Raw genomic sequence first — 26339 nt, forward strand, 5'->3', positions numbered from 1 at the left:
CGGGGGTTGGCATTTTTAATGAAGTCAGTTTGATTCATTTCTTTGGTCAGTTCAAACTCGCTGCGATTCACCTTATTCCGGTGGTTGTGGTTTTTTTCTTTTACGGAGAGTTTGATCCTGGCTCAGGATGAACGCTGGCGGCGTGCTTAACACATGCAAGTCGAACGGTGAAGCCCCGCTTGCGGGGTGGATCAGTGGCGAACGGGTGAGTAACACGTGAGCAACCTGCCCCTGACTCTGGGATAAGCGCTGGAAACGGCGTCTAATACTGGATACGAGACGTGATCGCATGGTCAACGTTTGGAAAGATTTTTCGGTTGGGGATGGGCTCGCGGCCTATCAGCTTGTTGGTGAGGTAATGGCTCACCAAGGCGTCGACGGGTAGCCGGCCTGAGAGGGTGACCGGCCACACTGGGACTGAGACACGGCCCAGACTCCTACGGGAGGCAGCAGTGGGGAATATTGCACAATGGGCGCAAGCCTGATGCAGCAACGCCGCGTGAGGGATGACGGCCTTCGGGTTGTAAACCTCTTTTAGCAGGGAAGAAGCGAGAGTGACGGTACCTGCAGAAAAAGCACCGGCTAACTACGTGCCAGCAGCCGCGGTAATACGTAGGGTGCAAGCGTTATCCGGAATTATTGGGCGTAAAGAGCTCGTAGGCGGTTTGTCGCGTCTGCTGTGAAATCTGGGGGCTCAACCCCCAGCCTGCAGTGGGTACGGGCAGACTAGAGTGCGGTAGGGGAGATTGGAATTCCTGGTGTAGCGGTGGAATGCGCAGATATCAGGAGGAACACCGATGGCGAAGGCAGATCTCTGGGCCGTAACTGACGCTGAGGAGCGAAAGGGTGGGGAGCAAACAGGCTTAGATACCCTGGTAGTCCACCCCGTAAACGTTGGGAACTAGTTGTGGGGTCCATTCCACGGATTCCGTGACGCAGCTAACGCATTAAGTTCCCCGCCTGGGGAGTACGGCCGCAAGGCTAAAACTCAAAGGAATTGACGGGGACCCGCACAAGCGGCGGAGCATGCGGATTAATTCGATGCAACGCGAAGAACCTTACCAAGGCTTGACATATACGAGAACGGGCCAGAAATGGTCAACTCTTTGGACACTCGTAAACAGGTGGTGCATGGTTGTCGTCAGCTCGTGTCGTGAGATGTTGGGTTAAGTCCCGCAACGAGCGCAACCCTCGTTCTATGTTGCCAGCACGTAATGGTGGGAACTCATGGGATACTGCCGGGGTCAACTCGGAGGAAGGTGGGGATGACGTCAAATCATCATGCCCCTTATGTCTTGGGCTTCACGCATGCTACAATGGCCGGTACAATGGGCAGCAATACCGTGAGGTGGAGCGAATCCCAAAAAGCCGGTCCCAGTTCGGATTGAGGTCTGCAACTCGACCTCATGAAGTCGGAGTCGCTAGTAATCGCAGATCAGCAACGCTGCGGTGAATACGTTCCCGGGTCTTGTACACACCGCCCGTCAAGTCATGAAAGTCGGTAACACCTGAAGCCGGTGGCCTAACCCCTTGTGGGAGGGAGCTGTCGAAGGTGGGATCGGTAATTAGGACTAAGTCGTAACAAGGTAGCCGTACCGGAAGGTGCGGCTGGATCACCTCCTTTCTAAGGAGCAACTGGCAGCCATTGGTTGTCCAGACCTCAGATCGAAGACACATGTTCTTCGCTGGGAGCTCATGGGTGGAACATTTGACTAGGCATCATGGATGCGTTGATTTTCTCAGTACGCTGCTTCGGCGGTTGGAAGGGGAGATCACGGGGAAGTGGTGCATGCACGCTGTTGGGTCCTGAGGGACCGGAACCGATCGTGTCTTCTTTTGGGAGATGGGGTGGGGACTGGGTCTTCTGGACCTTTTGCTGTTTCTGACCTTTGGTTGGTTGCGGTGGAGGGTACCGCCCGTACTTTGAGAACTACACAGTGGACGCGAGCATCTTGCAGCCGGCTTTTGTCGGTTGCACAAGATGATCTTAAAGATCATTAGTCAATTTCAGACGCAGTCTTCGGACTGGGTCGAGTTTTGATTCAATCTCATGTATTTTCAAGTCTTTAAGAGCAAACGGTGGATGCCTTGGCATCTGGAGCCGAAGAAGGACGTAGCAATCTGCGATAAGCCTCGGGGAACTGATAAGCAAGTTTTGATCCGAGGGTGTCCGAATGGGGAAACCCCGCTGGGCGGCGTGCCGACCTAGTGACTCCCGCCTGAATATATAGGGCGGGTAGAGGGAACGTGGGGAAGTGAAACATCTCAGTACCCACAGGAAGAGAAAGCAACCGCGATTCCGTTAGTAGTGGCGAGCGAAACCGGATCAGGCTAAACCGAGTGTGTGTGATATCCGGCAGGAGTTGCATATTCGGGGTTGTGGGACTCACCTGTCATCTCTGCCGAGGTGGCGACGTTACAGAAGCGTATAGACGAACGGTCTTGAAAGGCCGGTCATAGAGGGTGCCAACCCCGTAGTCGAAATGCGTGTTCTGGCGTGGAGAGTATCCCAAGTAGCACGGGGCCCGAGAAATCCCGTGTGAATCTGTCAGGACCACCTGATAAGCCTAAATACTTCCAGATGACCGATAGCGGACAAGTACCGTGAGGGAAAGGTGAAAAGTACCCCGGGAGGGGAGTGAAATAGTACCTGAAACCGTTTGCTTACAAACCGTTGGAGCCTCCTTAGTAGGGGTGACAGCGTGCCTTTTGAAGAATGAGCCTGCGAGTTAGTGATATGTGGCGAGGTTAACCCGTGTGGGGTAGCCGTAGCGAAAGCGAGTCTGAATAGGGCGATTCAGTCGCATGTCCTAGACCCGAAGCGAAGTGATCTATCCATGGCCAGGTTGAAGCGTGTGTAAGAGCACGTGGAGGACCGAACCCACTTAGGTTGAAAACTGAGGGGATGAGCTGTGGATAGGGGTGAAAGGCCAATCAAACTTCGTGATAGCTGGTTCTCTCCGAAATGCATTTAGGTGCAGCGTTGCGTGTTTCTTGCCGGAGGTAGAGCTACTGGATGGCCGATGGGCCCTACAAGGTTACTGACGTCAGCCAAACTCCGAATGCCGGTAAGTGAGAGCGCAGCAGTGAGACTGTGGGGGATAAGCTTCATAGTCGAGAGGGAAACAACCCAGACCACCAACTAAGGTCCCTAAGCGCGTGCTAAGTGGGAAAGGATGTGGAGTTGCTGTGACAACCAGGAGGTTGGCTTAGAAGCAGCCACCCTTGAAAGAGTGCGTAATAGCTCACTGGTCAAGTGATTCCGCGCCGACAATGTAACGGGGCTCAAGCACGCCACCGAAGTTGTGGCATTGACATTATTGGTAGGCCTTCGTGGTCCAGCCGTGTTGATGGGTAGGAGAGCGTCGTGTGGCCAGCGAAGCGGCGGAGTGATCCAGCCGTGGAGGCTACACGAGTGAGAATGCAGGCATGAGTAGCGAAAGACGTGTGAGAAACACGTCCTCCGAAAGACCAAGGGTTCCAGGGTCAAGCTAATCTTCCCTGGGTAAGTCGGGACCTAAGGCGAGGCCGACAGGCGTAGTCGATGGACAACGGGTTGATATTCCCGTACCGGCGAAGAACCGCCCAAGCTAATCCAGTGGTGCTAAGTATCTGAATCCTCATGACCGGATCCCTTCGGGGTGATGGGGTGAGGCCTAGCGTACGACCCCATGCTGGTGCGGTTAGCGTATTAACAGGTGTGACGCAGGAAGGTAGTCCAAGCCAGGCGATGGTTGTCCTGGTGCAAGTGCGTAGGCCGAGTCGTAGGCAAATCCGCGACTCACATAGGCTGAGACACGATGCGGATAAAAAGTGGATGATCCTATGCTGCCAAGAAAAGCATCGACGCGAGGTTCTAGCCGCCCGTACCCCAAACCGACTCAGGTGGTCAGGTAGAGAATACCAAGGAGATCGAGAGAATCGTGGTTAAGGAACTCGGCAAAATGCCCCCGTAACTTCGGGAGAAGGGGGGCCATCCACTTATACCCACTTGCTGGGAAAAGGGTGTGGTGGCCGCAGAGACTAGTGGGTAGCGACTGTTTACTAAAAACACAGGTCCGTGCCAAGTCGCAAGACGATGTATACGGACTGACGCCTGCCCGGTGCTGGAAGGTTAAGAGGACCGGTTAGCCGCAAGGCGAAGCTGAGAATTTAAGCCCCAGTAAACGGCGGTGGTAACTATAACCATCCTAAGGTAGCGAAATTCCTTGTCGGGTAAGTTCCGACCTGCACGAATGGCGTAACGACTTCCCAACTGTCTCAACCGCGAACTCGGCGAAATTGCATTACGAGTAAAGATGCTCGTTACGCGCAGCAGGACGGAAAGACCCCGTGACCTTTACTACAGCTTTGTATTGGTGTTCGGTGTGGCTTGTGTAGGATAGGTGGGAGACTGTGAAGCCATGACGCCAGTTATGGTGGAGTCATTGTTGAAATACCACTCTGGTCACTCTGGATATCTAACTTCGAACCGTGATCCGGTTCAGGGACAGTGCATGGTGGGTAGTTTAACTGGGGCGGTTGCCTCCCAAAAAGTAACGGAGGCGCCCAAAGGTTCCCTCAACCTGGTTGGTAATCAGGTGGCGAGTGTAAGTGCACAAGGGAGCTTGACTGTGAGACTGACAGGTCGAGCAGGGACGAAAGTCGGGACTAGTGATCCGGCAGTGGCTTGTGGAAGCGCTGTCGCTCAACGGATAAAAGGTACCTCGGGGATAACAGGCTGATCTTGCCCAAGAGTCCATATCGACGGCATGGTTTGGCACCTCGATGTCGGCTCGTCGCATCCTGGGGCTGGAGTAGGTCCCAAGGGTTGGGCTGTTCGCCCATTAAAGCGGTACGCGAGCTGGGTTTAGAACGTCGTGAGACAGTTCGGTCCCTATCCGCTGCGCGCGTAGGAAGTTTGAGAGGATCTGACCCTAGTACGAGAGGACCGGGTTGGACGAACCTCTGGTGTGTCAGTTGTTCCGCCAGGAGCACCGCTGATTAGCTACGTTCGGGATGGATAACCGCTGAAAGCATCTAAGCGGGAAGCCGGCCTCAAGATGAGACTTCCATACCTTCGGGTGAGAGGCTCCCAGCCAGACTACTGGGTTGATAGGCCAGATGTGGAAGTGCAGCAATGCATGCAGCTGACTGGTACTAATAAGCCGATGACTTGATAACACACCGATTTTGTTGGTGCTACGCGTCCACTGAGTGGTTCTCGATGTACGGTCGAGAACCCTGAACACGCACGTTCATACGTGCCCTTTAGGTTTTTGAAACATCAATAGTGTTTCGGCGGCCATAGCGTGAGGGAAACGCCCGGTCACATTCCGAACCCGGAAGCTAAGCCTCACAGCGCCGATGGTACTGCAGGGGGGACCCTGTGGGAGAGTAGGACACCGCCGAACTTCTCTTAGAAGAAACAAAATGGCCACCCCACACAGGGTGGCCATTTTGCGTTACCCGGAAGCTAAGCCTCACAGCGCCGATGGTACTGCAGGGGGGACCCTGTGGGAGAGTAGGACACCGCCGAACTTCTCTTAGAAGAAACAAAATGGCCACCCCACACAGGGTGGCCATTTTGCGTTCACCAGGAAGTTGAGAGAATCAGATCATGCCGAATGAGGATGAGCGTCGACCGCGACGCGACGACGACTCCAGTGCCCGACGAAACGATCGTCAGGGCCGGCCTCCGCGCACTGATCGCTCGGCTTCCTCAGGAGGTTCCGGCGCTCCGCGCCGTGACAGCGCACCCCGACGGGACAGCGCACCCCGACGGGACAGCTCCGGTGCACCCCGACGGGACGGCGCAGCCCGTCGTGACGGCGCCGGCGCGCCCCGTCGTGACGGCGCAGCCCCCCGTCGTGAGGGCGGGTACGTCAAGCGCGACGGTGCAGCCCCTCGTCGTGAGGGTGATCGCCGCGAAGGCGGCCACCAGAAGCGCGAAGGCGGCTACCAGGGCCGCGACGGTGCACCTCGTCGGGATGACCGCAGCTCCGGCGGCCGTGGATTCCCGCAGCGTGGTGGCACCGGTCGTGACCGGCCCGACCGTCAGAGCGACGACCGTCCACGCCACGACGATCCCGCGATCCCTGAGGACATCACGCCCGCCGATCTGCACTCCTCGGCGCGCAACGAGCTGAAGACACTGAGCAAGGAGAACGCCGACGAGGTCGCGCGGCATCTCGCGATGGCCGCCAAGCTCATCGACGAAGACCCTGCCCTCGCTCATCAGCACGCCCTCGCGGCATCCCGTCGCGCCGGCCGCATCGCGATCGTCCGCGAGTCGCTCGGCATCACCGCCTACGCGACCGGCGACTTCGCGCTCGCACTCCGCGAGCTGCGCACGTATCGTCGCATCTCCGGCAAGGATGACCAGATCGCACTGATGGTCGACAGCGAGCGCGGCATCGGGCGTCCCGACCGCGCCCTCGAGACCGGCCGCGCTGCGGACCGGTCGAAGCTTGCCACACCCGTGCGAGTGGCCCTTGCGATCGCGATGTCCGGCGCGCGCCTCGATCTCGGCGACACCGAGCTCGCTCTGGGCGAGCTGCAGATCCCCGAGCTCGACCCCGATCGTGCTTTCGAGTGGAGTCCTGCGCTGTTCGCCGCCCACGCCGCCGTGCTCGAGGACCTCGGTCGTGACGACGAAGCGGCATTCTGGGCGGAACGCGCCGATGTCGCCGCCGATGCGCTGGGTATGGGAGGCGACGACGAAGACGAGATCTTCGTGGAGGACGGCCTGATCGAGAGCGAGGAGTCCTGAGTGGGACTCTTCTCACGGTCTCATCCTGCTGCGTCGCGCCCGACTCCGCTCGATGGCGTCGACGTCGTTCTCGCTGATCTCGACGGTGTCGTATACGCCGGACCCGGCGCGCTGCCGCATGCCGTGGAAAGCCTCAACGAGGTCGCGAAGACCCGACGGGTCGGCTACATCACGAACAACGCATCCCGCACCGATGCATCCGTCGCCGAGCACCTCACCTCACTCGGTCTGACCGTCGAGGCGAACGAGGTCGTCACCAGTCCCCAAGCGGCCATGCGCCTGCTCGCGTCCATCCTGCCCGCCCCTGCGACGCTGCTCATCGTGGGCGGGGAGGGGCTCGTCGTCGAGGCGGAGAAGGCCGGGTACACGGTCACCCGCAGCGCCGAAGACGGCCCGGACGCCGTCGTGCAGGGCTTTGCCCCCGAGGTCGCGTGGACCGACCTGGCAGAGGCGGCCTTCGCGCTGAAGGTGCCAGAGGAAGAAGGCGGCATCCCCTGGATCGCCACCAACAGCGACTGGACGATCCCTCAAGCGCGCGGTGTCGCGCCGGGCAACGGCACGCTCGTCTCCGCCGTGCACACCGCTGTCGGGCGGCTCGCCACCGTGGCTGGCAAGCCGGAGGTTCCGATCTTCGAAGAGGCGATCGCGCGCTTCGGCGCGACCAAGACGCTGTTCATCGGCGACCGCCTCGACACCGACATCATGGGCGCTGCGCGCGTCGGCATCGACTCCGTGCTGGTGCTCACCGGAATCGACCGGCCCAAGCACCTGCTGGCCGCGCCCGAGGGGTCGCGGCCGACATACATCCTTGGCGATCTCCGTGAACTGCACGAGCCGTATCCGCAGACGGAGCGCAAGGACGGTGCCGTCATCGTGAACGGTGCATCGGTGCGCGTCGTCGGGGGAGACGTCGAGATCGTCTCCGAGGGCTCACGGCAGATCGACCTGGTCCGCGCGGGTGCTACGGCGATCTGGGATTCCGGCACGCCCGTCTTCGTCCTCCGTGTCCCCGAGAAGCTGTATGAGGATCCGTTCCATCGTCCATGAGCGGACCGTTCGCCGTGCCTCACCGAGCACGTCGGAGCCGCGCCGTAGAGTGGAACCGTGAGCGATGAGACGACTGCGACGCCGACCGACGGTCTGTGGAGCCGCCTGCGCCTGATCGAGGGCCAGCCGCTGGCCGACCGGGCCGATGCGTACTCGACTCTGCACGACGAGCTGTTCCGCCGGCTCGAGAGCGGCACCAGGTTCGATGCCGGTGAGAAGAACACGGTGAATAGCACCGGCAAGAACTCGTCTGGAGACCGGTGACGCGCCTCGACGCTGCCCTCGCCGCTCGAGGACTCGCACGTTCACGCTCGCACGCCGCCACCCTCATCGCCGCGGGCGTCGTGAGCGTCGACGGTCGCCCGATCATCAAGGCCTCGACCTCAGTGGGCGACGAGGCCGTGATCACGCTCGCCGAGAGCGATCACTACGTGAGTCGAGGAGCGCAGAAGCTCATCGCCGCCCTCGATGCGTTCGAGGTCGTCGTCAACGGACGTCTCGCACTCGATATGGGAGCGTCCACCGGCGGGTTCACCCAGGTGCTCCTCGAGCGCGGAGCGCGCAAGGTGCTCGCCGTCGACGTCGGGCACGATCAGCTCGCAGCATCCATCGCCGAGGATCCGGCCGTCGTCCACGTCGAGGGTTTCAACGTGCGGCACATGACGCGTGAGAGCCTCACCGAGGTGACCGGAGAGCCGGAGGCCCCTGAGCTGATCGTGGGCGATCTGTCGTTCATCTCGCTCGAGCTCGTCATGCCCGCAGTCGCAGCTGTCGCGGCATCCGATTCCGATATCGTTCTGCTGGTCAAGCCGCAGTTCGAGGTCGGCCGCACCGCTGTGCGCGGCGGTTTGGTCACCGATCCCGCCACTCGAGCGGATGCCGTCGCCCGCGTCGTCTGGAACGGGTGGGATGCCGGATTCGGCATGCTCGGGATCATCGCATCGCCGATCCTCGGCACGCACGGGAACGCGGAATTCCTGGTCCACATGGCGCCCGGCCGTGGGAGCAATCCGACACAATGGAGAGAGCGTATCGACGAACTGGCGGGAGGACGATGAACGAGCGCAATATCCTGGTCGTCGCTCATGCGGGCCGAGACGACACCGTCGCCGCTGCCCGTCGCGTCATCGAACTTCTTCGCAACGCGGGGGCGAGGCCGGTGCTCTCACCGGACGATCGCGCCGAGCTGTCCGCCGTCGACGGGGACTTCAGCGACGTCGACGCATTGGGCGACGACGTCGCAGTGGATGACCTGGAACTCGCGATCGTCCTCGGCGGCGACGGCACGATTCTTCGTGCTGCCGAACTCGTGCGCGGCACGAACAGCGCGCCGGTGCTCGGCATAAACATGGGCCATGTCGGCTTCCTCGCCGAGATCGAACGAGACGCCATGGACGATGCCGTGGAGCGCGTCATCGCGCGCGACTACGCGGTCGAGGAGCGCCTCGCGCTCGCCGTGCGTGTCAAGGATGCTGCCGGCAAGGTCGTCTTCGAGACGTGGGCGCTGAACGAGGCGACCGTCGAGAAGGCGAGTCGCGAGCGCATGATCGAGGTCGTCGTCGAGATCGACGGTCGCCCGCTGTCGAGCTACGGCTGCGACGGCATGGTCATCTCCACGCCGACCGGCTCCACCGCCTACAACTTCTCCGCGGGAGGACCGGTGATCTGGCCGAGCGTCGAGGCCATCGCCGTGATCCCGTTGTCGGCGCACGCGCTGTTCGCCCGACCACTCGTCGTGAGTCCAGACGCCTCGGTGGCGATCGAGATGCTCGAGCGCACCTCCGGCACCGGCATCCTCTGGTGCGACGGCCGCCGTTCGCATGATCTTCCGCCCGGCGCGCGCGTGGTCGCTCGTCGCTCGTCCCGCCCGGTGCGCCTGGCCCGACTGCACCCGACGGCGTTCACCGAGCGGCTGGTGCGCAAGTTCCAGCTGCCCGTGGCCGGATGGCGCGGGCAGGACGGGGGCTCGCCGGCGTGATCGAGGAGATGCGGATGCAGGGACTCGGCGTCATCGCCGACGCCGTGCTGCCCCTCGGCCCAGGATTCACCGCGATCACCGGTGAGACCGGCGCGGGAAAGACCATGGTCGTCACAGGGCTCGGCCTGCTGCTCGGACAGCGGGCCGACTCCGGCGCGGTGCGAGCGGGCGCTGCGCAGGCCTCCGTCGCCGGCGTGTGGGTCGTACCGGACCACGGTGCGGTGGCTGACATCGTGTCGGATGCCGGCGGCGACCTGGAGCCTCTCGACGACGGCCGTGGCGAGTTGTACGTGTCTCGCACGCTGAGCGCAGAAGGACGCAGCCGCGCCAGCGTCGGCGGACGAGCGGCGCCCGCGGGCGTGCTGTCCGCCCTCGCCGATGAACTGGTGGTCGTGCACGGGCAGTCCGAGCAGCTGCGGCTTCGCTCGACGGCAGCCCAGCGCGACGCCTTGGACCGTTTCGGCGGCGCGCCCGTCGCCGGCGCTCTCGAGACGTACACGGCCGCGTTCACTCGCTGGCGCGAGCTGGATGCCGAGATCACCGAGATCGCTGAGAACCGTGACCGCAGAGCCGAGGAAGCGCAGCGACTGCGCGAAGCACTGACGCTGATCGAGGCGACCGCACCGGAACCGGGGGAGGACCTCGCGCTCGCTGAGCGGGCCGAACGGCTCGCGAATGCCGAAGACCTCAGGCTCGCGGCATCCCTCGCGCACAACGCGCTCTCCAGCGAAGAGGGCGAAGCCGACGCGTCCGCGCTCGTCGCCGAAGCACGACGCAACCTCGAGCGAGCGGCGGATCCGGCACTCGCCGAGATATCCGAGGGGATCGCCGATGTCGGATACCGCATCGCGGACCTCGCTGGGCAGCTCTCCGCGTACCTCGCCGACCTGGACGAGACCGGACCGCACGAGCTCGCCGCGGTCGAGGAGCGACGTGCGGCCCTGACCGCACTGATCCGCTCGCACGGCTCTCTGGATGAGGCGCTCGAGCTGTGGCAGACGGGGTCTGCGCGACTCGCCGAACTCGACGACGACGGCGATCGCCTGGAACGGCTGCAGGCCGAGCGAGACGCCGCACGGGTGTCGCTCGACGACGCCGCGGCAGCGCTGACCTCGGCGCGAACCGAGGCTGCAGGGCGTCTCGGCGCCGCTGTGACCGACGAACTCCACGCGCTGGCCATGCCTGACGCCCGACTCGAAGTCGTCGTCCGTGAGGGCGCCGAGAGCACGCACGGACGTGATGACGTCGCGATCCTGCTCGCGCCGCACCCCGGCGCCGAACCGCGCTCCGTCGCGAAGAGCGCGTCGGGCGGTGAACTCTCGCGCGTGATGCTCGCGATCGAGGTCGTGATCGCCGGCACCGACCCGGTTCCGACCTTCGTCTTCGACGAGGTGGATGCCGGTATCGGCGGTGCCGCGGCCATCGAAGTAGGACGGCGACTCGCCCGGCTTGCAGAGACATCGCAAGTCATCGCGGTGACCCACCTCGCGCAGGTGGCGGCCTTCGCCTCCAACCATCTTTCCGTCGTGAAAGCCAATGACGGCGCGGTCACCGCGTCCAGCGTGCGGCGTCTGGAGGGGGAGGACCGGGAGGCGGAGATGGCGCGGCTGCTGTCGGGACTCACCGATTCGGACGCCGCCATCACCCATGCCCGAGAACTTCTCAGCCTTGCTGTCTGAGCGAACTGTTAGGATCGAAGCCCGTGATGAACTCTTCTGACGCGGGGCCCAAGAACGACACGACCAAGCACATCTTTGTGACAGGTGGTGTCGTTTCGTCTTTGGGTAAGGGGCTCACCGCCGCCAGCCTGGGAAACCTGCTCACCGCACGCGGATTGCGCGTCGTGATGCAGAAGCTCGACCCGTACCTGAACGTCGACCCTGGCACCATGAACCCGTTCCAGCACGGCGAGGTGTTCGTCACCGACGACGGTGCGGAGACCGACCTCGACATCGGCCACTACGAGCGGTTCCTCGACATCAACCTGTCGCAGGCCGCCAACGTCACCACGGGCCAGATCTACTCGCAGGTGATCGCGCGCGAGCGCCGCGGCGAGTACCTCGGCGACACCGTGCAGGTCATCCCGCACATCACAGACGAGATCAAGCGCCGCATGCGTCTGCAGGCGGGAGAGACCCCGAAGCCGGATGTCATCATCACCGAGGTCGGCGGCACCGTCGGCGACATCGAGTCGCAGCCGTTCCTGGAATCGGCGCGTCAGCTGCGCCACGAACTCGGCCGCGACAGCGTGTTCTTCGTGCACGTGTCACTCGTGCCGTTCATGGGCGCCTCGGGGGAGCAGAAGACCAAGCCGACGCAGCACTCCGTCGCAGCCCTCCGCCAGGTCGGCATCCAGCCGGATGCTCTGGTGCTGCGCAGCGACCGTCCCGTCAGCGAGAGCAACCGCAACAAGATCGCCCTGATGTGCGACGTCGACGTCGAGGGTGTCATCAACACCGTCGACCTGCCCAGCATCTATGACATCCCGTCGACGCTGAACGACCAGGGCCTCGACTCCTACATCGTGCGTCGGCTCGGCCTGGACGAGAAGGCAGCGCCCGAGGTCGACTGGACTCGTTGGCAGAAGGTGCTCGACGCCGTCCACAACCCGAAGCACGAGGTCACGATCGGCCTGGTCGGCAAGTACATCGACCTTCCGGACGCGTATCTCTCCGTCACAGAGGCGCTGCGCGCCGGTGGCTTCGCACAGGAGACCCACGTGAAGATCCGCTGGATCCCCTCGGACTCCTGTGAGACGCCGGAGGGCGCGGCCAAGGCGCTGTCCGACGTCGACGGCATCTGCGTGCCCGGTGGGTTCGGCATCCGTGGCATCGAGGGCAAGCTCGGCGCGCTGAAGTTCGCCCGCGAACAGGGCATCCCCACACTCGGCCTGTGCCTGGGCCTGCAGTGCATGGTCATCGAGTACGGCCGCAACATCGCGGGCATCGCCGGGGCCTCCTCGAGCGAGTTCGACCCTGAGACATCCGAGCCCGTCATCGCGACGATGGCCGAGCAGGTCGAGATCCTCGACGGCGGCGACCTCGGCGGCACCATGCGCCTCGGCCTGTACGAGGCGGAGCTCGGCGAGGGGACGCTGGCCCGTGAGCTGTACGGCACGGCGCAGGCGTCAGAGCGCCACCGTCACCGCTACGAGGTCAACAACGCCTACCGCGACCGCCTGTCGGCCGCCGGACTCGTGTTCTCGGGCCTCAACCCCGATCTCGACCTCGTCGAGTACGTGGAGCTGCCCCGCGACGTGCACCCGTACTACATCGCGACGCAGGCCCACCCCGAGCTGCGCTCGCGCCCGACCGCCCCGCATCCGCTGTTTCGTGGGCTGATCGGCGCTGCGATCGAGCGGCACCGCTCCAGCGAGCTGTTCGATGTCTCGGCCGATGACTGATCGGTCCCGCTCGCTCACTGAGCCCGTCGAAGTGCAAGAGCTGCGTGACGAGCCGTTCGAGCCGGAGGTCGTGAGCAGCGACGTCGTCTACAAAGGCTGGGTGTGGGACGTGCGTTCCGACCGCGTCGCGTACGGCGACCGAGAGATCATCCGCGAGTACGTCGATCACACCGGAGCGGTTGCGGTGCTCGCCCTCGACGACGACGGCCGGGTGCTGCTGATCCAGCAGTACCGGCATCCGATCCGCCACCGCGACTGGGAGCTGCCGGCCGGACTCCTCGACATCGAGGGGGAGGACCCGATGGTCGCCGCGCAGCGCGAGCTGGCCGAGGAGGCCGACCTCGTCGCGCGCGACTGGGAGATGCTCGTCTCGACCTGGACGACCCCAGGCGGCAACAGCGAGTTGATCCGCATCTACCTCGCCACCGGCGTCGCCGCTGCACCCGCTGTCTACGCACGTGAAGACGAGGAGGCCGACATCCGGTTGGAGTGGGTGCCACTCTCGGATGCGGTCGACGCCGTGCTCGAAGGTCGCCTTCGCAACGGCATCCTCTCACTCGGCGTGCTCGCGGCCGAGCGGAGACTGCGGGGCTGATCATGCGCCTGGATCGCGCGATCGACGCGTACCTCAGGCACGTCACGATCGAGCGCGGCCTTTCCGAGCACACGGTCGGGGCATACCGTCGTGATCTCGATGTGTACCTCGACTGGCTGACCGAGGCAGGCATCGATGACACCGCTGCGGTGACCGGCGCGATCGTGAGCCGGTTCATCACCGACCGTTCGAGCATCATTCCGCCCCCGGCGGCGACGAGCCTCGCAAGGCTGCAGTCATCCGTGCGCGGGCTGCATCGTTTCCTGGTGCGCGAGGGCATCGAACCGGAGGATCCGACCGGCAGGCTGCGCCCGCCGAAGATGCCGCAGCGACTGCCCAAGGCGCTCACGATCGATCAGGTCGAGCGGCTGCTGGCGGCTCCCTCGGCAGAGGAACCCATCGGCATCCGCGATCGGGCGCTGCTCGAGCTGCTCTACGCGACCGGCGCTCGAGTCTCGGAGGCGGTCGGTCTGGACGTCGACGACCTCGCGCACGGAGACGTGCTGCGCCTGCGCGGCAAGGGATCGAAGGAACGCATCGTGCCGATCGGCTCCTTCGCGCGCGATGCCGTGGACGCGTACCTCACCCGCGTGCGGCCCGCACTCGCAGCGAAGGGCAAGGCATCGGCGCGGCTGTTCCTCGGCGCTCGCGGTGCACCGCTGTCACGCCAGAGCGCGTGGCTGGTGATCCGCGCGGCCGCAGAGGCCTCGCACGTCAGCTCGGAGGTGTCTCCGCACACGCTGCGTCATTCGTTCGCCACACATCTGCTGCAGGGCGGCGCCGACGTGCGCGTGGTGCAGGAGCTGCTCGGGCATGCATCCGTCGCCACCACGCAGATCTACACCCACGTGTCGGTCGACACGCTCCGCGACATCTACGCCACCTCGCATCCCCGCGCGCGCTGAGGGCGCACGATTCCGCGGGATCGCCGAGGCCGCACCCGGCGTACCCATACGTGAATCGCTAGAATCGAGCAAGCATGAGGGAAGCAGGAGAATCGGTGGCTCAGAAAGTGGCGAAGTCCAAGGGAAAGACGTCGAACGTCGGCGACACTCCGATGGGACCCACCGGGCGTCCGTATCACGGCTTCCCGACGCCCACTCCGCTCGATGCCCATGGCCCCGCGCGCATCATCGCACTGTGCAACCAGAAGGGCGGCGTCGGCAAGACGACCACGTCGATCAATCTCGCCGCAGCTCTCGCCGAATACGGCCGCAAGGTTCTCGCGGTCGACTTCGACCCTCAGGGTGCGCTCTCGGCCGGTCTCGGCATCCAGACGCACGACGTGCCGACGATCTACGATCTGCTGCTGGACACGAAGCGCGACGTGCATGAGGTGATCGTGCCCAGCGGTGTGGAGGGGCTCGACGTCCTGCCGGCGAACATCGATCTGTCGGCCGCCGAGGTCCACCTGGTCAACGAGGTCGCCCGTGAGACGATCCTGGCGCGTGTGCTGCGACAGGTCGCGGGGGAGTACGACGTCATCCTGATCGACTGCCAGCCCTCGCTCGGGCTGCTCACCGTGAACGCCCTCACTGCAAGCCACGGCGTGCTCATTCCACTGGAGTGCGAGTTCTTCGCGCTCCGCGGAGTGGCGCTGCTCATCGAGACGATCGAGAAGGTGCGTGACCGGTTGAACCCCGGGATCACCCTCGACGGGCTTCTCGCGACGATGTACGACTCGCGCACGCTGCACTCGAGAGAGGTGCTGGAGCGGGTCGTGGAGACGTTCGGCGATGACGTGCTGGAGACCGTGATCGGACGCACCGTGAAGTTCCCCGACGCATCGGTGTCAGGGGTTCCCATCACCGAGTTCGCGCCGGAGCATGCCGCCGCACAGGCGTACCTGCGACTGGCGCGGGAGCTGGTCGCCCGTGGCGCCGTCGCTTAGCGAAGGATCGCCCGACGCTTCGACAAGCTCAGCGAGCGAATCAGAAGCGGTCCCTGAGCCTGTCGAAGCGGTCCCTGAGCCTGTCGAAACGGTCCCTGAGCCTGTCGAAGCGGTCCCTGAGCCTGTCGAGCCGGTCCCTGAGCCTGTCGAAGCGGTCCCTGAGCCTGTCGAAGGGTTCCGCGTCTCGCTGACGAACTTCGACGGCCCGTTCGACCTTCTGCTGAACCTCATCTCGAAGCACGAGATGGACATCACCGAGGTGTCGCTCAGCGCGGTCACGAACGAGTTCATCGCGTATCTGAAGGAGATCGACGGCGACGCTCAGGAGCTTGATCAGGCATCCGAGTTCCTCGTGGTCGCAGCGACCCTGCTCGACATGAAGGTGGCGGGTCTCCTGCCACAGGGCGAGCTCGTCGACGCCGAGGCCGTCGCGCTGCTCGAAGCACGGGATCTGCTGTTCGCGCGTCTTCTGCAGTACCGCGCGTTCAAGGAGGTCTCCACCTGGTTCGCCCGCTGTCTGCAGCGCGAGGACCGACGCCATGTGCGGGCCGTGCGCCTGGACGAGAAGCATCGAGCGCGGACGCCGGAGCTGGTGTGGACCCTGAGCGTGGACGACTTCGCGGCCATCGCGCTGCTCGCGTTCGCGCCCAAGGAGATCCCCAACGTGGGCCTCGACCATCTGCATGCGCCGCTGGTCAGCATCCGGGAACAGGCGGCGATCGTGGTGACGCTGCTGCGCAGCGCCGAATCCTTGACCTTCCGTGAGCTGATCGCCGGCTCGACTGAGCCCGGCATCGTGGTCGCACGGTTCATCTCAGTGCTCGAGCTCTACCGCCATGCAGCGCTGTCCTTCGAACAACTGGAACCGCTCGGAGAGCTGACGCTGCGCTGGGCAGCCGACTCCTGGTCGGACGAGACACTCGCAAGCCTGGGAGCCGACTATGACCGATGACACTTCGACGGGCTCAGTGACCGACAGCTCGTTCCCTGAGCCTGTCGAAACGCGCGAGACGACACCGCTGACCGAGAAGCTCGAAGCCATCCTGCTGATCATCGACGAGCCGCTCGGCCTGGTCGCCCTCGCCGCGGCTGTCGGAGCGCCCGTTCCCGCCGTACGGCAGGCGATCGAGACGCTGGTCGACGATTACGACGGCAACGGCCACGGCCCGCGCCGTGGATTCGAGCTGCGTGAGGTCGGCGGAGGCTGGCGGCTGTACGTGCGCGACGATCACGACGCCCTCGTCGCGGACTTCGTCGGCGGGCAGGCGCCGGCACGGCTTTCACAGGCGGCGCTCGAGACGCTCGCGGTGATCGCCTACAAGCAGCCGGTCACCCGCAGCCAGGTGGCATCGATCAGGGCCGTGAACGTCGACTCCGTCGTGCGTACCCTGCTCGCACGCGGACTCGTCACCGAACTGTTCGCCGACTCCGAGACCGGCGCCATCAACTACGGCACGACAGACGCGCTGCTGCAGAACCTCGGCATCAACTCGCTCGACGAGCTGCCCCCGATCTCCCCGCTGCTCGACGACGGTGCAGACGGCTTCGACGAAGGAACCATCAGATGAACAGTATTCCGATCCCTGAACCCGTCGAAGGGTCAGCCACCCCGCCCGAAGGCGTTCGACTGCAGAAGGTGCTCGCCGCGGCCGGCGTCGCATCCCGCCGCGTGGTCGAGCAGTACATCGTCGAGGGGCGCATCCGCGTCAACGGCGTGGTCGTGGAGGAGCTCGGCCGCCGTATCGACCCCGAGACCGACCTGGTCGACGTCGACGGAACGGCGATCCAGCTCGACGTCTCCAAGCGCTACGTCATGCTGAACAAGCCGACCGGCGTGGTCAGCACCATGAAGGACGAGAACGGTCGCCCTGATCTGCGCCGGTTCACGGAGGACTGGGAAGAGCGCCTGTACAACGTCGGCCGGTTGGATGCCGAGACCAGCGGCCTGCTCATCCTCACCAACGACGGCGAACTCGCGCACGTACTCGCGCATCCGTCGTTCGGCGTCACCAAGGTCTACATCGCCAAGGTCGAAGGCGTCGTCACCGCGCAGACGATCCAGAAGCTCACCACGGGCTTCGACCTCGACGACGGCTTCATCAAGGCCGACAAGGCGCGCCTGCTCGACGCTTCGACAGGCTCAGCGACCGGAAAACCGGCCAGCCTCGTCGAGCTCACCCTGCACTCCGGGCGCAACCGGATCGTGCGCCGGATGATGGCCGCGGTGGGTCACCCGGTGACTGAACTCGTGCGCCGGCAGTTCGGCCCGCTCCACCTGGGAACGCTCCCTGCGGGGAAGACCCGAGAACTGAGTAAAATCGAACGTGGTGCGCTGTTGACTCTCGCGCGCCACGATTCCCCTGCGGACGCTACGCCGGGAGACGCCCAGGAGACCGAGTGAGCGACACGGCCAGAACCAATGGCAGCGGCATCGCGCCGCGGCTCTTGGGGACGGTCCGCATCGTCGGCGCTGGCCTTCTCGGCGCGAGCATCGGACTCGCCCTGCGCGCCAAGGGCATCGACGTCGTGCTGTCCGACACATCGCCGGCCCAGCTGCGCCTCGCGATCGACTACGGCGCCGGACGCGCTGCGCAGGGCGATGACGCGCCGGCACTGATCGTGGTGTCCGTGCCGCCCGACGTGACCGCTGACGTCGTCGCGGCCGAGCTGGATCGCTTTCCGGATGCCGTCGTCACCGATGTCGCGAGCGTCAAGCTCGAGCCGTTCCGTGCGCTGAAGGAACGCGGCATCGACGTCACCCGGTACATCGGTTCTCACCCGCTCGCCGGACGAGAGCGCGGCGGAGCGATCTCGGCGCGTGCCGACCTGTTCATCGGGCGGCCCTGGGTCGTCTGCCGTGACGAGCAGACCCGCCCGGCCGACCTCGCACTGGTGGAAGCACTCGCACTCGATGTGGGTGCGATGCCGCTGGAGATGACACCTGAGGAGCACGACAGCTCTGTCGCGCTCACCTCGCACGTGCCGCAGGTCGTGGCCAGCCTGCTCGCCGGACGATTCGCGACGGCGGATGAGGGCGCGCTTCGGCTCGCGGGGCAGGGCGTGCGCGACACGACGCGCATCGCGGCATCCGCCCCCGAACTGTGGGTGCAGATCCTCGGAGCCAACGCGCAGCCGGTCGTGGCGATCCTCGATGCACTCGCCGACGACCTGCGTGAGGTGTCGGATGCGCTGCGCGCCCCTGCTGAGCCGGGTGCCAGACGAGTGGTCGCCGAGGCGATCCGCCAGGGCAACGACGGCGTGGAGCGTCTGCCGGGAAAGCACGGGCAGAACCGCAGATTCGAGCAGCTCGTCGTCATGGTCGACGACACGGCCGGCCAGCTCGGCCGCCTGTTCGGCGAACTCGGCGAACTCGGAGTGAACGTGGAAGACCTGCGCCTGGAGCATTCGCCGGGCGCGCAGTTCGGCCTCGCGGAGATCAGCGTGGCCCCCGCAGCGCTGCGCGGCGCGATCGACGGACTGCAGGAGCGCGGATGGCGGATTGCAGGAGCGACCAATGAGTGACCCTTCGACCACCGCATCGCTCCCTGAGCCTGTCGAAGGGTTGGCCGGAGCAGCCAAATTCATCGCGATCGACGGGCCGGCGGGGTCGGGCAAGTCGAGCGTGTCGAAGGAAGTGGCCCGTTCGCGCGGCTACGGCTACCTCGACACCGGTGCCGCGTATCGCGCGCTGGCCTGGCACGTCCTCGACCGCGGGGCAGACACGAATGACGCGGACGCGGTGCTCGCCGCGGCATCCGATTTCGATCTTCGTCTGGGTCTCGACCCCGATGATCGCACCGTCGTGGTCGGTGACAACGACATCACCGTGACGATCCGGGAGCCGCGCGTGTCCGAGGCCGTCAGCGGTGTCGCACGCGTGCCCGCCGTGCGCGAGCAGGTCAACATCTTCTTCCGCTCACTGGTCGCGTCGGCTGCGTATCCCGCTGTGGTCGTCGAAGGGCGCGACATCACCACGGTGGTCGCCCCTGACGCCCCCGTACGCATCCTTCTCACCGCCGCTCCCGAGGTACGGGCGGCCAGACGCGCCGGCGAACTCGCCGGTGAGAATGCTGCTGTCGTGGCCGAAGCGCTGCACAAGCGCGACGCCTCTGACAGCGCCGTCGTCGACTTCCTCAACGCCGCAGAAGGCGTGGAGGTCGTCGATTCGACGCACCTCGATTTCCCACAGACCATCGACGCCGTACTCGCGGTGATCGAACGAAAGCAAGGAGCGGAACATGGCCGCTGAAGAAGAATACGAGGGCGGTCCCGACCGCCTCGCCGAGAAGATGGACGAACTCGACGAGCAGCTCGCCGAGCAGCGCGCGGAGGCTCTGCGCGCAGGTCTCGCCGACTACGACCTGGATGAAGACGACGCCGCGCTCCTCGCCGGCATCACGCAGGGCGAGGGCGGGATCGAGTTCCTGCCCGCGCTGCCCGTCGTCGCGATCGTCGGGCGCCCGAACGTGGGCAAGTCCGCGCTCGTGAACCGCATCCTCGGACGCCGTGAGGCCGTCGTGGAGGACACCCCGGGCGTCACCCGCGACCGCGTCACGTACAAGGCCGAGTGGAACGACCGTCGCTTCTCGCTGGTCGACACCGGTGGGTGGGAGCCGGATGCCAAGGGCATCGACCGCTCCGTCGCCGTGCAGGCCGAGGTCGCCATCGACCTCTCCGACCTCGTGCTGTTCGTCGTCGACGCGATGGTCGGGGCCACCTCGACCGACGAGCACGTCGTGAAGCTGCTGCGCAAGAGCGGCAAGACGGTGTTCCTCGTCGCGAACAAGATCGACGACGCCCGTCAGGAGCCGGAGATCGCCTCCCTTTGGAGCCTCGGCCTCGGCCAGCCGTACCCGACCTCGGCCGTGCACGGCCGCGGTGTGGCCGACCTGCTGGATGCCGTGCTCGAGAAGCTGCCATCCATCTCATCGGTGGCGAAGTACGAGATCGGCGGTCCCCGCCGGGTCGCGATCCTCGGTCGCCCGAACGTCGGCAAGTCGTCGCTGCTGAACAAGGCTGCCGGCGAAGAGCGCGTGGTCGTGAACGAGCTGGCCGGAACCACCCGTGACCCGGTCGATACAGTCGTCGAACTCGGCGGCAAGCTGTGGCGTCTGGTCGACACCGCCGGAATCCGCCGCCGGGTGCACTTGTCGCAGGGCGCGGACTTCTACGCGTCGCTGCGCACTTCTGCCGCGCTCGAGCGCGCTGAGGTCGCCGTCGTCGTTCTCGACGTGTCGGAGACGATCAGCGAGCAGGATGTGCGCATCATCGACCTCGTGCTGGAGTCGGGCCGTGCTCTCGTGCTGGCGTTCAACAAGTGGGATCGCCTCACCGACATCGACCTGGAGAACGCGGATCGCCGCCGCTACCTCGAGCGCGAGATCGAGCAGGACCTCGCGCACGTCGCGTGGGCCCCGCGGGTGAACATCTCGGCGAAGACCGGTCGTCACTTCGACAAGCTGGTCCCCGCGCTCGAGACGGCGCTGGAGAACTGGGACCGCCGTATTCCGACTGGCAAGTTCAACGCCTTCATCTCCGAGCTCGTCGCAGAGCACCCGCACCCGCTGCGTGGCGGCAAGCAGCCGCGCATCCTGTTCGGCACGCAGGCGTCGACGCGTCCGCCGACGTTCGTGCTGTTCACGACCGGCTTCCTGGATCCAGGCTACCGCCGCTTCATCCAGCGCCGTCTGCGCGAGCTGTACGAGTTCGACGGCACGCCGATCGTCATCAACATGCGCGTGCGGGAGAAGCGGCAGCGGTAGGTCACGTCGAGGACAGCGCGTCAAGGATGCTCGGGCTGAGCCCGGGAGGGATGTCGACGTCGACCGCGAGTGCGTGCAGGGCACGACTGACGTAGTTGCGCACCGACGCCGCGAGCGCGATGTCGACGATCTCGCGGTCGGTGAATCCGACCTCGCGCAAGCGGAGGCTGTCGGCATCCGTCATCGACGCCGAATCGCGGCTGAGCTTCGCCGCGAAGTCCATCAACGCCATGTCCGCATCGCTCAGTCGCGCGTCATGGTAGTCGCGGAGGATGCGCTCCAGCTGCTCCTCGTCGAACAGCTTGAGCGACTTGCGCGCGTGCGCACAGCGGCACGACTGCGACCCGATCGCATCTGCGGCGGCGAGGGTTGCGAGCTCGTATCTGCGGACGCCGAGCTGCGAGACGATCGCTCGCACCAGCTGCTGGAAGAGCCGGAAGGCTTCAGGGTTGACCGCCATCATGCGGGTATGACTCGGCACGTAGCCGAGATCGGCGATCTCCGCGGCGTACAGGTCGGCGACGGCCTCATCGGTGTCGCCCGGGGTGGTGATGACGGACATGGCGTTCTCCTTCGATCAGATGCTCACACGAACGGCGAGGCCAGTCCGTGCTGCAGGGCGTACAGGCTCGCACCCACCCTGTTGCTGGCGCCGATCTTCGCGTAGGTGCGCTCGACGTGGTTGCGCACGGTCTTTTCGCTGAGGACGAGCTTCTCCGCGATCTGCCGGTTGCTCAGTCCGCGGGCGACGTGCGCGAGTACTTCGCGTTCGCGCGGGGTGAGGCCATCGTCGTCGCGCACGCGCGGGGTGTAGTGCCCGGTGACGCTCAGCAGGGACTCGGTGCATCCCGGGTCGAGCTGACCGTGTGCGCTGCGCTGACGCACCCGTTCGGCCGCTGCGGCCGGATCCATCGCCTCGCGGTACGGTCGCGGCTCGAGCGCCGATTGATAGGCGACGGCGACCGCCAGGATGCGTTCGCCCGCACCGAGCGATGTGCCCGGCATGCCCAGCGGGTAGCCGCTGCCGTCGAGATGCTCGTGGTGAGCGCGCGCAAAGGTCCGCTCCCGCTCCAGGCCGGAGATCCGTGACAGCACGCGGTCCGTGAGATACGGATGGATGCGCACGCGCTCCCACTCGGAACCGGTGAACTCGCCGGGTTTGGACCAGATCCGGCTCGAGACGCCGAGCCTGCCGATGTCGTGCAGATGCCCGACGCGGCGCAGGGCACGGACCTCGTCCGCTTCCAGCCCGAGCATTGTGCCGACGTCGGCGGCCAGCGCGGCGACGGCACGCGAATGCCCCAGGGCGAAGGGGCACTTCAGGTCGGCGAAATCGCCGATCGCGCCCACGAGCCGGTCGAGGCCGTCCTGGTCGAGCCGGGTCTCGGAATCAGGTGCCTCTGCGATCGCAGCCGCCCAGACGTCACCGTCTGCAGCGGCGGCGAACACCGGTTCCGGGTCGCCGATCACCGCGTCGACGACGGCCGGGTCGAAGTGCCCGCCACGTCGGGCGCGCATCGTGGCCACGGCGGCGTCGACGCCGTACATCCGCTGGTGGACCTCGGCGACGTCCGCGACCTGTGCAATGCGCATCTCGATTGGGATCTCGCCACCCGCGCAGCCTCGGGGGAGGCCTGCGCCGTCGAATCGCTCGAACGTGTACTCCACGGCCCGTGCCACCTCGACCGGCAGTCCGATGTGGTGGGCGAGTTCGGCGGCCGATGTGCAGTGCGAATGCATGAGCGCGGCGAGCTGTCCGCGGGCGTCGCGGAGCATCTCTCCGATCGTCAGCACGCGACGGGTCACAGGTTCACCGCGGGCGACATTTCCGAGCAGGAAGCGCATGAACGGCATCCCGGTCCAGTCGACCGAGTACGCGTCACGACGCACGGCGATGTCGTCGCCGAACCACCGCGCGTACTCCTGCGAGTCGGCGTTGCAGCCGATCCACATGATGAGTGCCGTGCAATACGTCGTCGCGCGCTGTGCGCTGCTCAGCCCGAGCCGGTCGGCCAGCCGGCAGGCGATGATCGCCGCGCGGAGCATGTGCTCCGCGGGCTGCCCGAGCCCGAGGTCGATGGCTACCGAGAGCCCTGCCAGGACCTCGATTCGGCGCGGCAGAACCCCCTGCCTCTGCTGCGCCGCGGGATCCATTTCTCCAGTGTGCTCTCGATCAGTTCCGAACGGCAGTGCTCGTGAGAACGGGGGAGAAGCTGGCGCGCCCGACGAAGAATATGCCGCGCTGGGGGAGCCAGAAGTCGGCCAGGTGGGTCTGCTCCGGGAGCGGCCCGATGGGCCCGAGATCCTCGCCGTCAAGCACGGCCCGGCTGCCGACGACGCGCCATATCCGCTGCGGGGCCGCCTTGTAGAGCGGTCCGTTCGGGGTGGTGCCGTGCAGCCGCGTGCGACCGAGTCCGAGGAACGCGGCGGCCATCGAGCCCATCGACCCGAGCACCGCGTCGCTGTCCCAGGCGCTATCCGGCATGGCTCCACCCGCTGCCGTCATCATCCGCGTGGCGGGCGTGCTGGCGAGCTCCATCCGCCACGACAGCCGGTCGCCGATCGTCACATCCAGCATCCAGTCGCCCGACCATTGGATGTTGATGGCGGACACCCGCTCGCCCGGTGCCTCGGATCCGAAATATCGTGGGCAGCTCACTTCAGGCGCCACTGTGGTGAAGATCTCCCACCGGCCATTCGGCGCGCGGTGCCAGACGGCCCGGTACGCTGGGCCGACCGAGGTGGCGACGAAAGCGCGCAGCGCGAGGTAGTGACCGCTGAGGAATGGCAGCCCCATCACGCCGTACCCGGTGAATCGTTCGTCGGTTCCCTCGATCAGTCGAGGTTCGGCCTCCTGTGTCGCCGCGGCCGTGCGGGGTGTGGTGTTCATGCATCCAGCGTGCGCGCTGCCGGCGCATATCGCCTGAGGCATCCGCCTCAAGTCCACGGCTCGGCTTGTTGCCCAAAGTCCGGTTCGGTGGTGCAATGGAAGGTGGATGCCGCGAAAAGCGCGGTGTCCACAGCCGCGCCCACAAGGCCCGCCGAAAGAGGATGCGATGACGCACACCCTGCCCCTGCCCGATCTCACCCACGAACGCGTGGAGGTGATCACAGGTCGGCGCAGCGGCCTGTTCATCGCCGTGGCCCTGCACTCGTCCGTGCTGGGCTCCGCTCTGGGCGGCGCCCGGTTGTGGACATACCCGCACTGGAGCGATGCTCTCGGCGACGCGTTGCGGCTCTCCGCGGCGATGACGCTGAAGAACGCGACCGCGGGCCTCGATGCCGGCGGTGGCAAGGCCGTCATCGGTCTGGAGCCCGGAACGGTGCTCGATGCGGAACGACGTCGTGCCGCTTTCCTCGATCTCGGCGATGCCGTGGAGTCGTTCGACGGGCTGTACCGGACGGCAGAGGATGTCGGATCGACCATGGATGACATGGCGGTCGTCGGCGAGCGGACGACGCATGTCGTCGGGCTCCCGGATGCTTCGGGCGGCTCGGGCGAGCCGGCCGGACCCACGAGCCTCGGCGTGTACGAGTCGCTGCGCGCGGTGCTGGAGCGCACGACCGGATCTGCGGATGTCGCGGGCCGACGCATCACGATCTCCGGGCTCGGTCAGGTGGGCGGACGCCTCGCCGTGCGACTCTCCACCGAGGGCGCACTGCTGACCGTGACCGATGTCAATGCGGAGCGTCGCCACCTCGCCGCTGAACTCGGGGCCGCATGGGTGGAGCCCGGTGCCGAGCACCTCGTGGCTTCGGACGTATTCGTACCCGCAGGTATCGGTGGCCTGCTCACGGACGATGTGATCGACGCCCTCGAGACCTCTGCGGTCTGCGGCCCGGCGAACAACCCGCTCGCATCGCACAGTGGGGCCGACCGCCTGGCCGCGCGCGGCATCCTGTACGCCCCCGACTTCGTCGTGAACGCCGGTGGTGTGATCTATCTCGACCACGAGGCGAAGCAGCGGGGAACACGCGCCGAGATCATGGAGCGCGTGTCGCAGATCGGCGACACCGTGCGCCGCATCCTCGCCGACTCGGAAGAGCGCGGGATCACGCCGCTCGCGGCAGCGGAAGAGCTGGCGGCGGCGCGTCTGCGTGCCGGTGCCGAGGTGGGCGTCAGCTAGACGCCGTACTCGTCGCGGACGCGATCGCGCAGCTGGTGGCTGCAGGCGGTGACGGCCTCGTTCCAGGTGGTGTTCGCATCGTCCTGGGCGCGGTCGGACACCGCCTTCCAGATGCGGATCGGCACCCCGAACTGCGTGGCGACCCATGCGTACGCGTAGGACTCCATGTCGACGAGCTGGCCGCCGAGTTCGCGAATGGCGACGACAGCATCCGCATCGTCGATGAAGCTGTCGCCGGTGGCGATGGTCGTCGTTCCCTCGCCGAGGATCATGCGGGGCGGCATAGAGACGTGCTGGCCGGCGACGCCCTCCTCATCGCGAACGTCGTGCTGGAACGCGACGTCGATCTCGTAGACGCCGGCGTCGAGGTCGGGGTCGAGTGCGCCTGCGGTGCCGACGACGAGGATCTCTTCGTACGTGCCGGCATCGAGAGTGCGGGTCAGGCCGTACGTGGCCTTGAGCTTGCCAGGTCCGGTCACGAGACGGTCGAAGCCGTCCAGGGGCTCGGAGAAGGCGACGAGTTCGGATTCGAGGGCGGCGACGAGGAGCTTCACCCGCTCATTCTCCCCTACCGGGTCGTTGAGCGAGTGGAGCGAGACGAAACGGGTTGAGCGAGCCGGAGGCGAGTCGAAATGGCACCGTAACCTGCTGCCGTCGGCCCCGAGTTCTGAACGGAAGCGCAACACCTCGTAGGTTGTGGTTATTCACACTCACGACCTGAAGGGTTGCGCTTCCTTGACCGCACATTACCGTCATCTGACTCTTGAAGACCGGATCGAGATCGA

The 26339-nt window shown here is 65.3% G+C and carries 21 protein-coding genes and 3 rRNA genes; 20 read left to right on the forward strand and 4 right to left on the reverse strand.

Annotated features, from left to right (window positions below):
* The first annotated feature begins 99 nt into the window (after positions 1 to 99).
* From J1M43_RS06445 to der, 19 genes are all read left to right on the forward strand, one after another.
* Positions 100 to 1624, forward strand: a 16S ribosomal RNA gene (locus J1M43_RS06445).
* 432 nt (positions 1625 to 2056) lie between these two features.
* Positions 2057 to 5163: ribosomal RNA gene (locus J1M43_RS06450) — 23S ribosomal RNA — on the forward strand.
* Between the two features lie 113 nt (positions 5164 to 5276).
* Positions 5277 to 5393: ribosomal RNA gene (rrf, locus tag J1M43_RS06455) — 5S ribosomal RNA — on the forward strand.
* Together the 16S, 23S and 5S rRNA genes form the textbook arrangement of a ribosomal RNA operon.
* A gap of 206 nt (positions 5394 to 5599) precedes the next feature.
* A complete protein-coding gene (locus J1M43_RS16685; RefSeq protein ID WP_241245196.1) occupies positions 5600 to 6751 on the forward strand; it encodes a hypothetical protein in 1152 nt (383 codons plus the stop codon).
* The gene (locus J1M43_RS06465) at positions 6752 to 7798 is read left to right on the forward strand and encodes an HAD-IIA family hydrolase (protein WP_206476312.1); all 1047 of its coding nucleotides are present in this window, start codon (positions 6752 to 6754) and stop codon (positions 7796 to 7798) included.
* A gap of 57 nt (positions 7799 to 7855) precedes the next feature.
* Positions 7856 to 8062, forward strand: coding sequence for a hypothetical protein (locus J1M43_RS06470; protein WP_033107389.1), 207 nt, complete (start codon positions 7856 to 7858; stop codon positions 8060 to 8062).
* Positions 8059 to 8856 (forward strand): TlyA family RNA methyltransferase, encoded by a 798-nt coding sequence (locus tag J1M43_RS06475; protein ID WP_206476313.1) that lies wholly within the window; start codon positions 8059 to 8061, stop codon positions 8854 to 8856. Before J1M43_RS06470 ends, J1M43_RS06475 begins: the two co-directional genes overlap by 4 nt.
* Positions 8853 to 9776 carry an NAD kinase gene (locus J1M43_RS06480; RefSeq protein ID WP_033107391.1) on the forward strand — a complete coding sequence of 308 codons (924 nt, stop codon included), beginning with the start codon at positions 8853 to 8855 and terminating at the stop codon, positions 9774 to 9776. Before J1M43_RS06475 ends, J1M43_RS06480 begins: the two co-directional genes overlap by 4 nt.
* Positions 9743 to 11455, forward strand: a complete 1713-nt coding sequence (gene recN, locus J1M43_RS06485) for a DNA repair protein RecN (protein ID WP_241245197.1) — start codon at positions 9743 to 9745, stop codon at positions 11453 to 11455. The genes J1M43_RS06480 and recN overlap by 34 nt, the downstream gene beginning before the upstream one ends.
* A 26-nt stretch (positions 11456 to 11481) precedes the next feature.
* Positions 11482 to 13179 (forward strand): CTP synthase, encoded by a 1698-nt coding sequence (locus J1M43_RS06490; protein WP_033107392.1) that lies wholly within the window; start codon positions 11482 to 11484, stop codon positions 13177 to 13179.
* Entirely contained in the window at positions 13172 to 13774 is a 603-nt protein-coding gene (locus J1M43_RS06495; protein ID WP_206476314.1) for an NUDIX hydrolase, read from the forward strand. The genes J1M43_RS06490 and J1M43_RS06495 overlap by 8 nt, the downstream gene beginning before the upstream one ends.
* A gap of 2 nt (positions 13775 to 13776) precedes the next feature.
* On the forward strand, positions 13777 to 14679 hold the full coding sequence (xerD, locus tag J1M43_RS06500; RefSeq protein WP_206476315.1) for a site-specific tyrosine recombinase XerD: 903 nt from the start codon (positions 13777 to 13779) through the stop codon (positions 14677 to 14679).
* A 152-nt stretch (positions 14680 to 14831) separates the two neighbouring features.
* Entirely contained in the window at positions 14832 to 15665 is an 834-nt protein-coding gene (locus J1M43_RS06505; RefSeq protein ID WP_052167131.1) for a ParA family protein, read from the forward strand.
* Positions 15666 to 15852: 187 nt separating this feature from the next.
* Positions 15853 to 16617, forward strand: coding sequence for a ScpA family protein (locus J1M43_RS06510; RefSeq protein WP_152594924.1), 765 nt, complete (start codon positions 15853 to 15855; stop codon positions 16615 to 16617).
* A complete protein-coding gene (gene scpB, locus J1M43_RS06515) occupies positions 16607 to 17233 on the forward strand; it encodes an SMC-Scp complex subunit ScpB (protein WP_206476317.1) in 627 nt (208 codons plus the stop codon). The genes J1M43_RS06510 and scpB overlap by 11 nt, the downstream gene beginning before the upstream one ends.
* On the forward strand, positions 17230 to 18066 hold the full coding sequence (locus tag J1M43_RS06520) for a pseudouridine synthase (RefSeq protein WP_052167092.1): 837 nt from the start codon (positions 17230 to 17232) through the stop codon (positions 18064 to 18066). The genes scpB and J1M43_RS06520 overlap by 4 nt, the downstream gene beginning before the upstream one ends.
* The gene (locus tag J1M43_RS06525; RefSeq protein WP_052167093.1) at positions 18063 to 19187 is read left to right on the forward strand and encodes a prephenate dehydrogenase; all 1125 of its coding nucleotides are present in this window, start codon (positions 18063 to 18065) and stop codon (positions 19185 to 19187) included. The genes J1M43_RS06520 and J1M43_RS06525 overlap by 4 nt, the downstream gene beginning before the upstream one ends.
* Positions 19180 to 19914, forward strand: coding sequence for a (d)CMP kinase (gene cmk, locus J1M43_RS06530; RefSeq protein ID WP_084595893.1), 735 nt, complete (start codon positions 19180 to 19182; stop codon positions 19912 to 19914). Before J1M43_RS06525 ends, cmk begins: the two co-directional genes overlap by 8 nt.
* Positions 19904 to 21427, forward strand: coding sequence for a ribosome biogenesis GTPase Der (gene der / locus J1M43_RS06535; RefSeq protein WP_206476318.1), 1524 nt, complete (start codon positions 19904 to 19906; stop codon positions 21425 to 21427). The genes cmk and der overlap by 11 nt, the downstream gene beginning before the upstream one ends.
* Before the next feature lies 1 nt (position 21428).
* Here der and J1M43_RS06540 read toward each other — a convergent pair whose 3' ends face one another.
* From J1M43_RS06540 to J1M43_RS06550, 3 genes are read right to left on the reverse strand one after another with little or no spacing between them, the layout of a single operon-like run.
* Positions 21429 to 21989, reverse strand: coding sequence for a carboxymuconolactone decarboxylase family protein (locus J1M43_RS06540; protein WP_206476319.1), 561 nt, complete (start codon positions 21987 to 21989; stop codon positions 21429 to 21431).
* A gap of 23 nt (positions 21990 to 22012) precedes the next feature.
* On the reverse strand, positions 22013 to 23581 hold the full coding sequence (locus tag J1M43_RS06545) for an HD domain-containing phosphohydrolase (RefSeq protein ID WP_206476320.1): 1569 nt from the start codon (positions 23579 to 23581) through the stop codon (positions 22013 to 22015).
* Positions 23582 to 23600: 19 nt separating this feature from the next.
* The gene (locus tag J1M43_RS06550) at positions 23601 to 24317 is read right to left on the reverse strand and encodes a hypothetical protein (protein WP_206476321.1); all 717 of its coding nucleotides are present in this window, start codon (positions 24315 to 24317) and stop codon (positions 23601 to 23603) included.
* Between the two features lie 166 nt (positions 24318 to 24483).
* Here J1M43_RS06550 and J1M43_RS06555 point away from each other — a divergent pair, with 166 nt between their 5' ends.
* Positions 24484 to 25554 (forward strand): Glu/Leu/Phe/Val dehydrogenase family protein, encoded by a 1071-nt coding sequence (locus J1M43_RS06555; protein ID WP_206476322.1) that lies wholly within the window; start codon positions 24484 to 24486, stop codon positions 25552 to 25554.
* Here J1M43_RS06555 and J1M43_RS06560 read toward each other — a convergent pair.
* Positions 25551 to 26108 carry a nucleoside phosphorylase gene (locus tag J1M43_RS06560; RefSeq protein ID WP_206476323.1) on the reverse strand — a complete coding sequence of 186 codons (558 nt, stop codon included), beginning with the start codon at positions 26106 to 26108 and terminating at the stop codon, positions 25551 to 25553. The two genes, J1M43_RS06555 and J1M43_RS06560, sit on opposite strands and share 4 nt — an antisense overlap.
* Positions 26109 to 26339: the final 231 nt, after the last annotated feature.

It is taken from the genome of Microbacterium sp. KRD172, from assembly GCF_017168295.1.
Classification (GTDB): Bacteria; Actinomycetota; Actinomycetes; order Actinomycetales; family Microbacteriaceae; genus Microbacterium; species Microbacterium profundi.

Bases quoted from the DNA above. Each gene is read 5' to 3' on its own strand.
- J1M43_RS16685 (WP_241245196.1), top strand. From the start codon at position 5,600: ATGCCGAATGAGGATGAGCGTCGACCGCGACGCGACGACGACTCCAGT.
- J1M43_RS06480 (WP_033107391.1), top strand. From the start codon at position 8,853: ATGAACGAGCGCAATATCCTGGTCGTCGCTCATGCGGGCCGAGACGAC.
- recN (WP_241245197.1), top strand. From the start codon at position 9,743: ATGGCGCGGGCAGGACGGGGGCTCGCCGGCGTGATCGAGGAGATGCGG.
- J1M43_RS06490 (WP_033107392.1), top strand. From the start codon at position 11,482: ATGAACTCTTCTGACGCGGGGCCCAAGAACGACACGACCAAGCACATC.
- J1M43_RS06495 (WP_206476314.1), top strand. From the start codon at position 13,172: ATGACTGATCGGTCCCGCTCGCTCACTGAGCCCGTCGAAGTGCAAGAG.
- xerD (WP_206476315.1), top strand. From the start codon at position 13,777: ATGCGCCTGGATCGCGCGATCGACGCGTACCTCAGGCACGTCACGATC.
- J1M43_RS06505 (WP_052167131.1), top strand. From the start codon at position 14,832: ATGGGACCCACCGGGCGTCCGTATCACGGCTTCCCGACGCCCACTCCG.
- scpB (WP_206476317.1), top strand. From the start codon at position 16,607: ATGACCGATGACACTTCGACGGGCTCAGTGACCGACAGCTCGTTCCCT.
- J1M43_RS06520 (WP_052167092.1), top strand. From the start codon at position 17,230: ATGAACAGTATTCCGATCCCTGAACCCGTCGAAGGGTCAGCCACCCCG.
- cmk (WP_084595893.1), top strand. From the start codon at position 19,180: ATGAGTGACCCTTCGACCACCGCATCGCTCCCTGAGCCTGTCGAAGGG.
- der (WP_206476318.1), top strand. From the start codon at position 19,904: ATGGCCGCTGAAGAAGAATACGAGGGCGGTCCCGACCGCCTCGCCGAG.
- J1M43_RS06540 (WP_206476319.1), bottom strand. From the start codon at position 21,989: ATGTCCGTCATCACCACCCCGGGCGACACCGATGAGGCCGTCGCCGAC.
- J1M43_RS06545 (WP_206476320.1), bottom strand. From the start codon at position 23,581: ATGGATCCCGCGGCGCAGCAGAGGCAGGGGGTTCTGCCGCGCCGAATC.
- J1M43_RS06550 (WP_206476321.1), bottom strand. From the start codon at position 24,317: ATGAACACCACACCCCGCACGGCCGCGGCGACACAGGAGGCCGAACCT.
- J1M43_RS06555 (WP_206476322.1), top strand. From the start codon at position 24,484: ATGACGCACACCCTGCCCCTGCCCGATCTCACCCACGAACGCGTGGAG.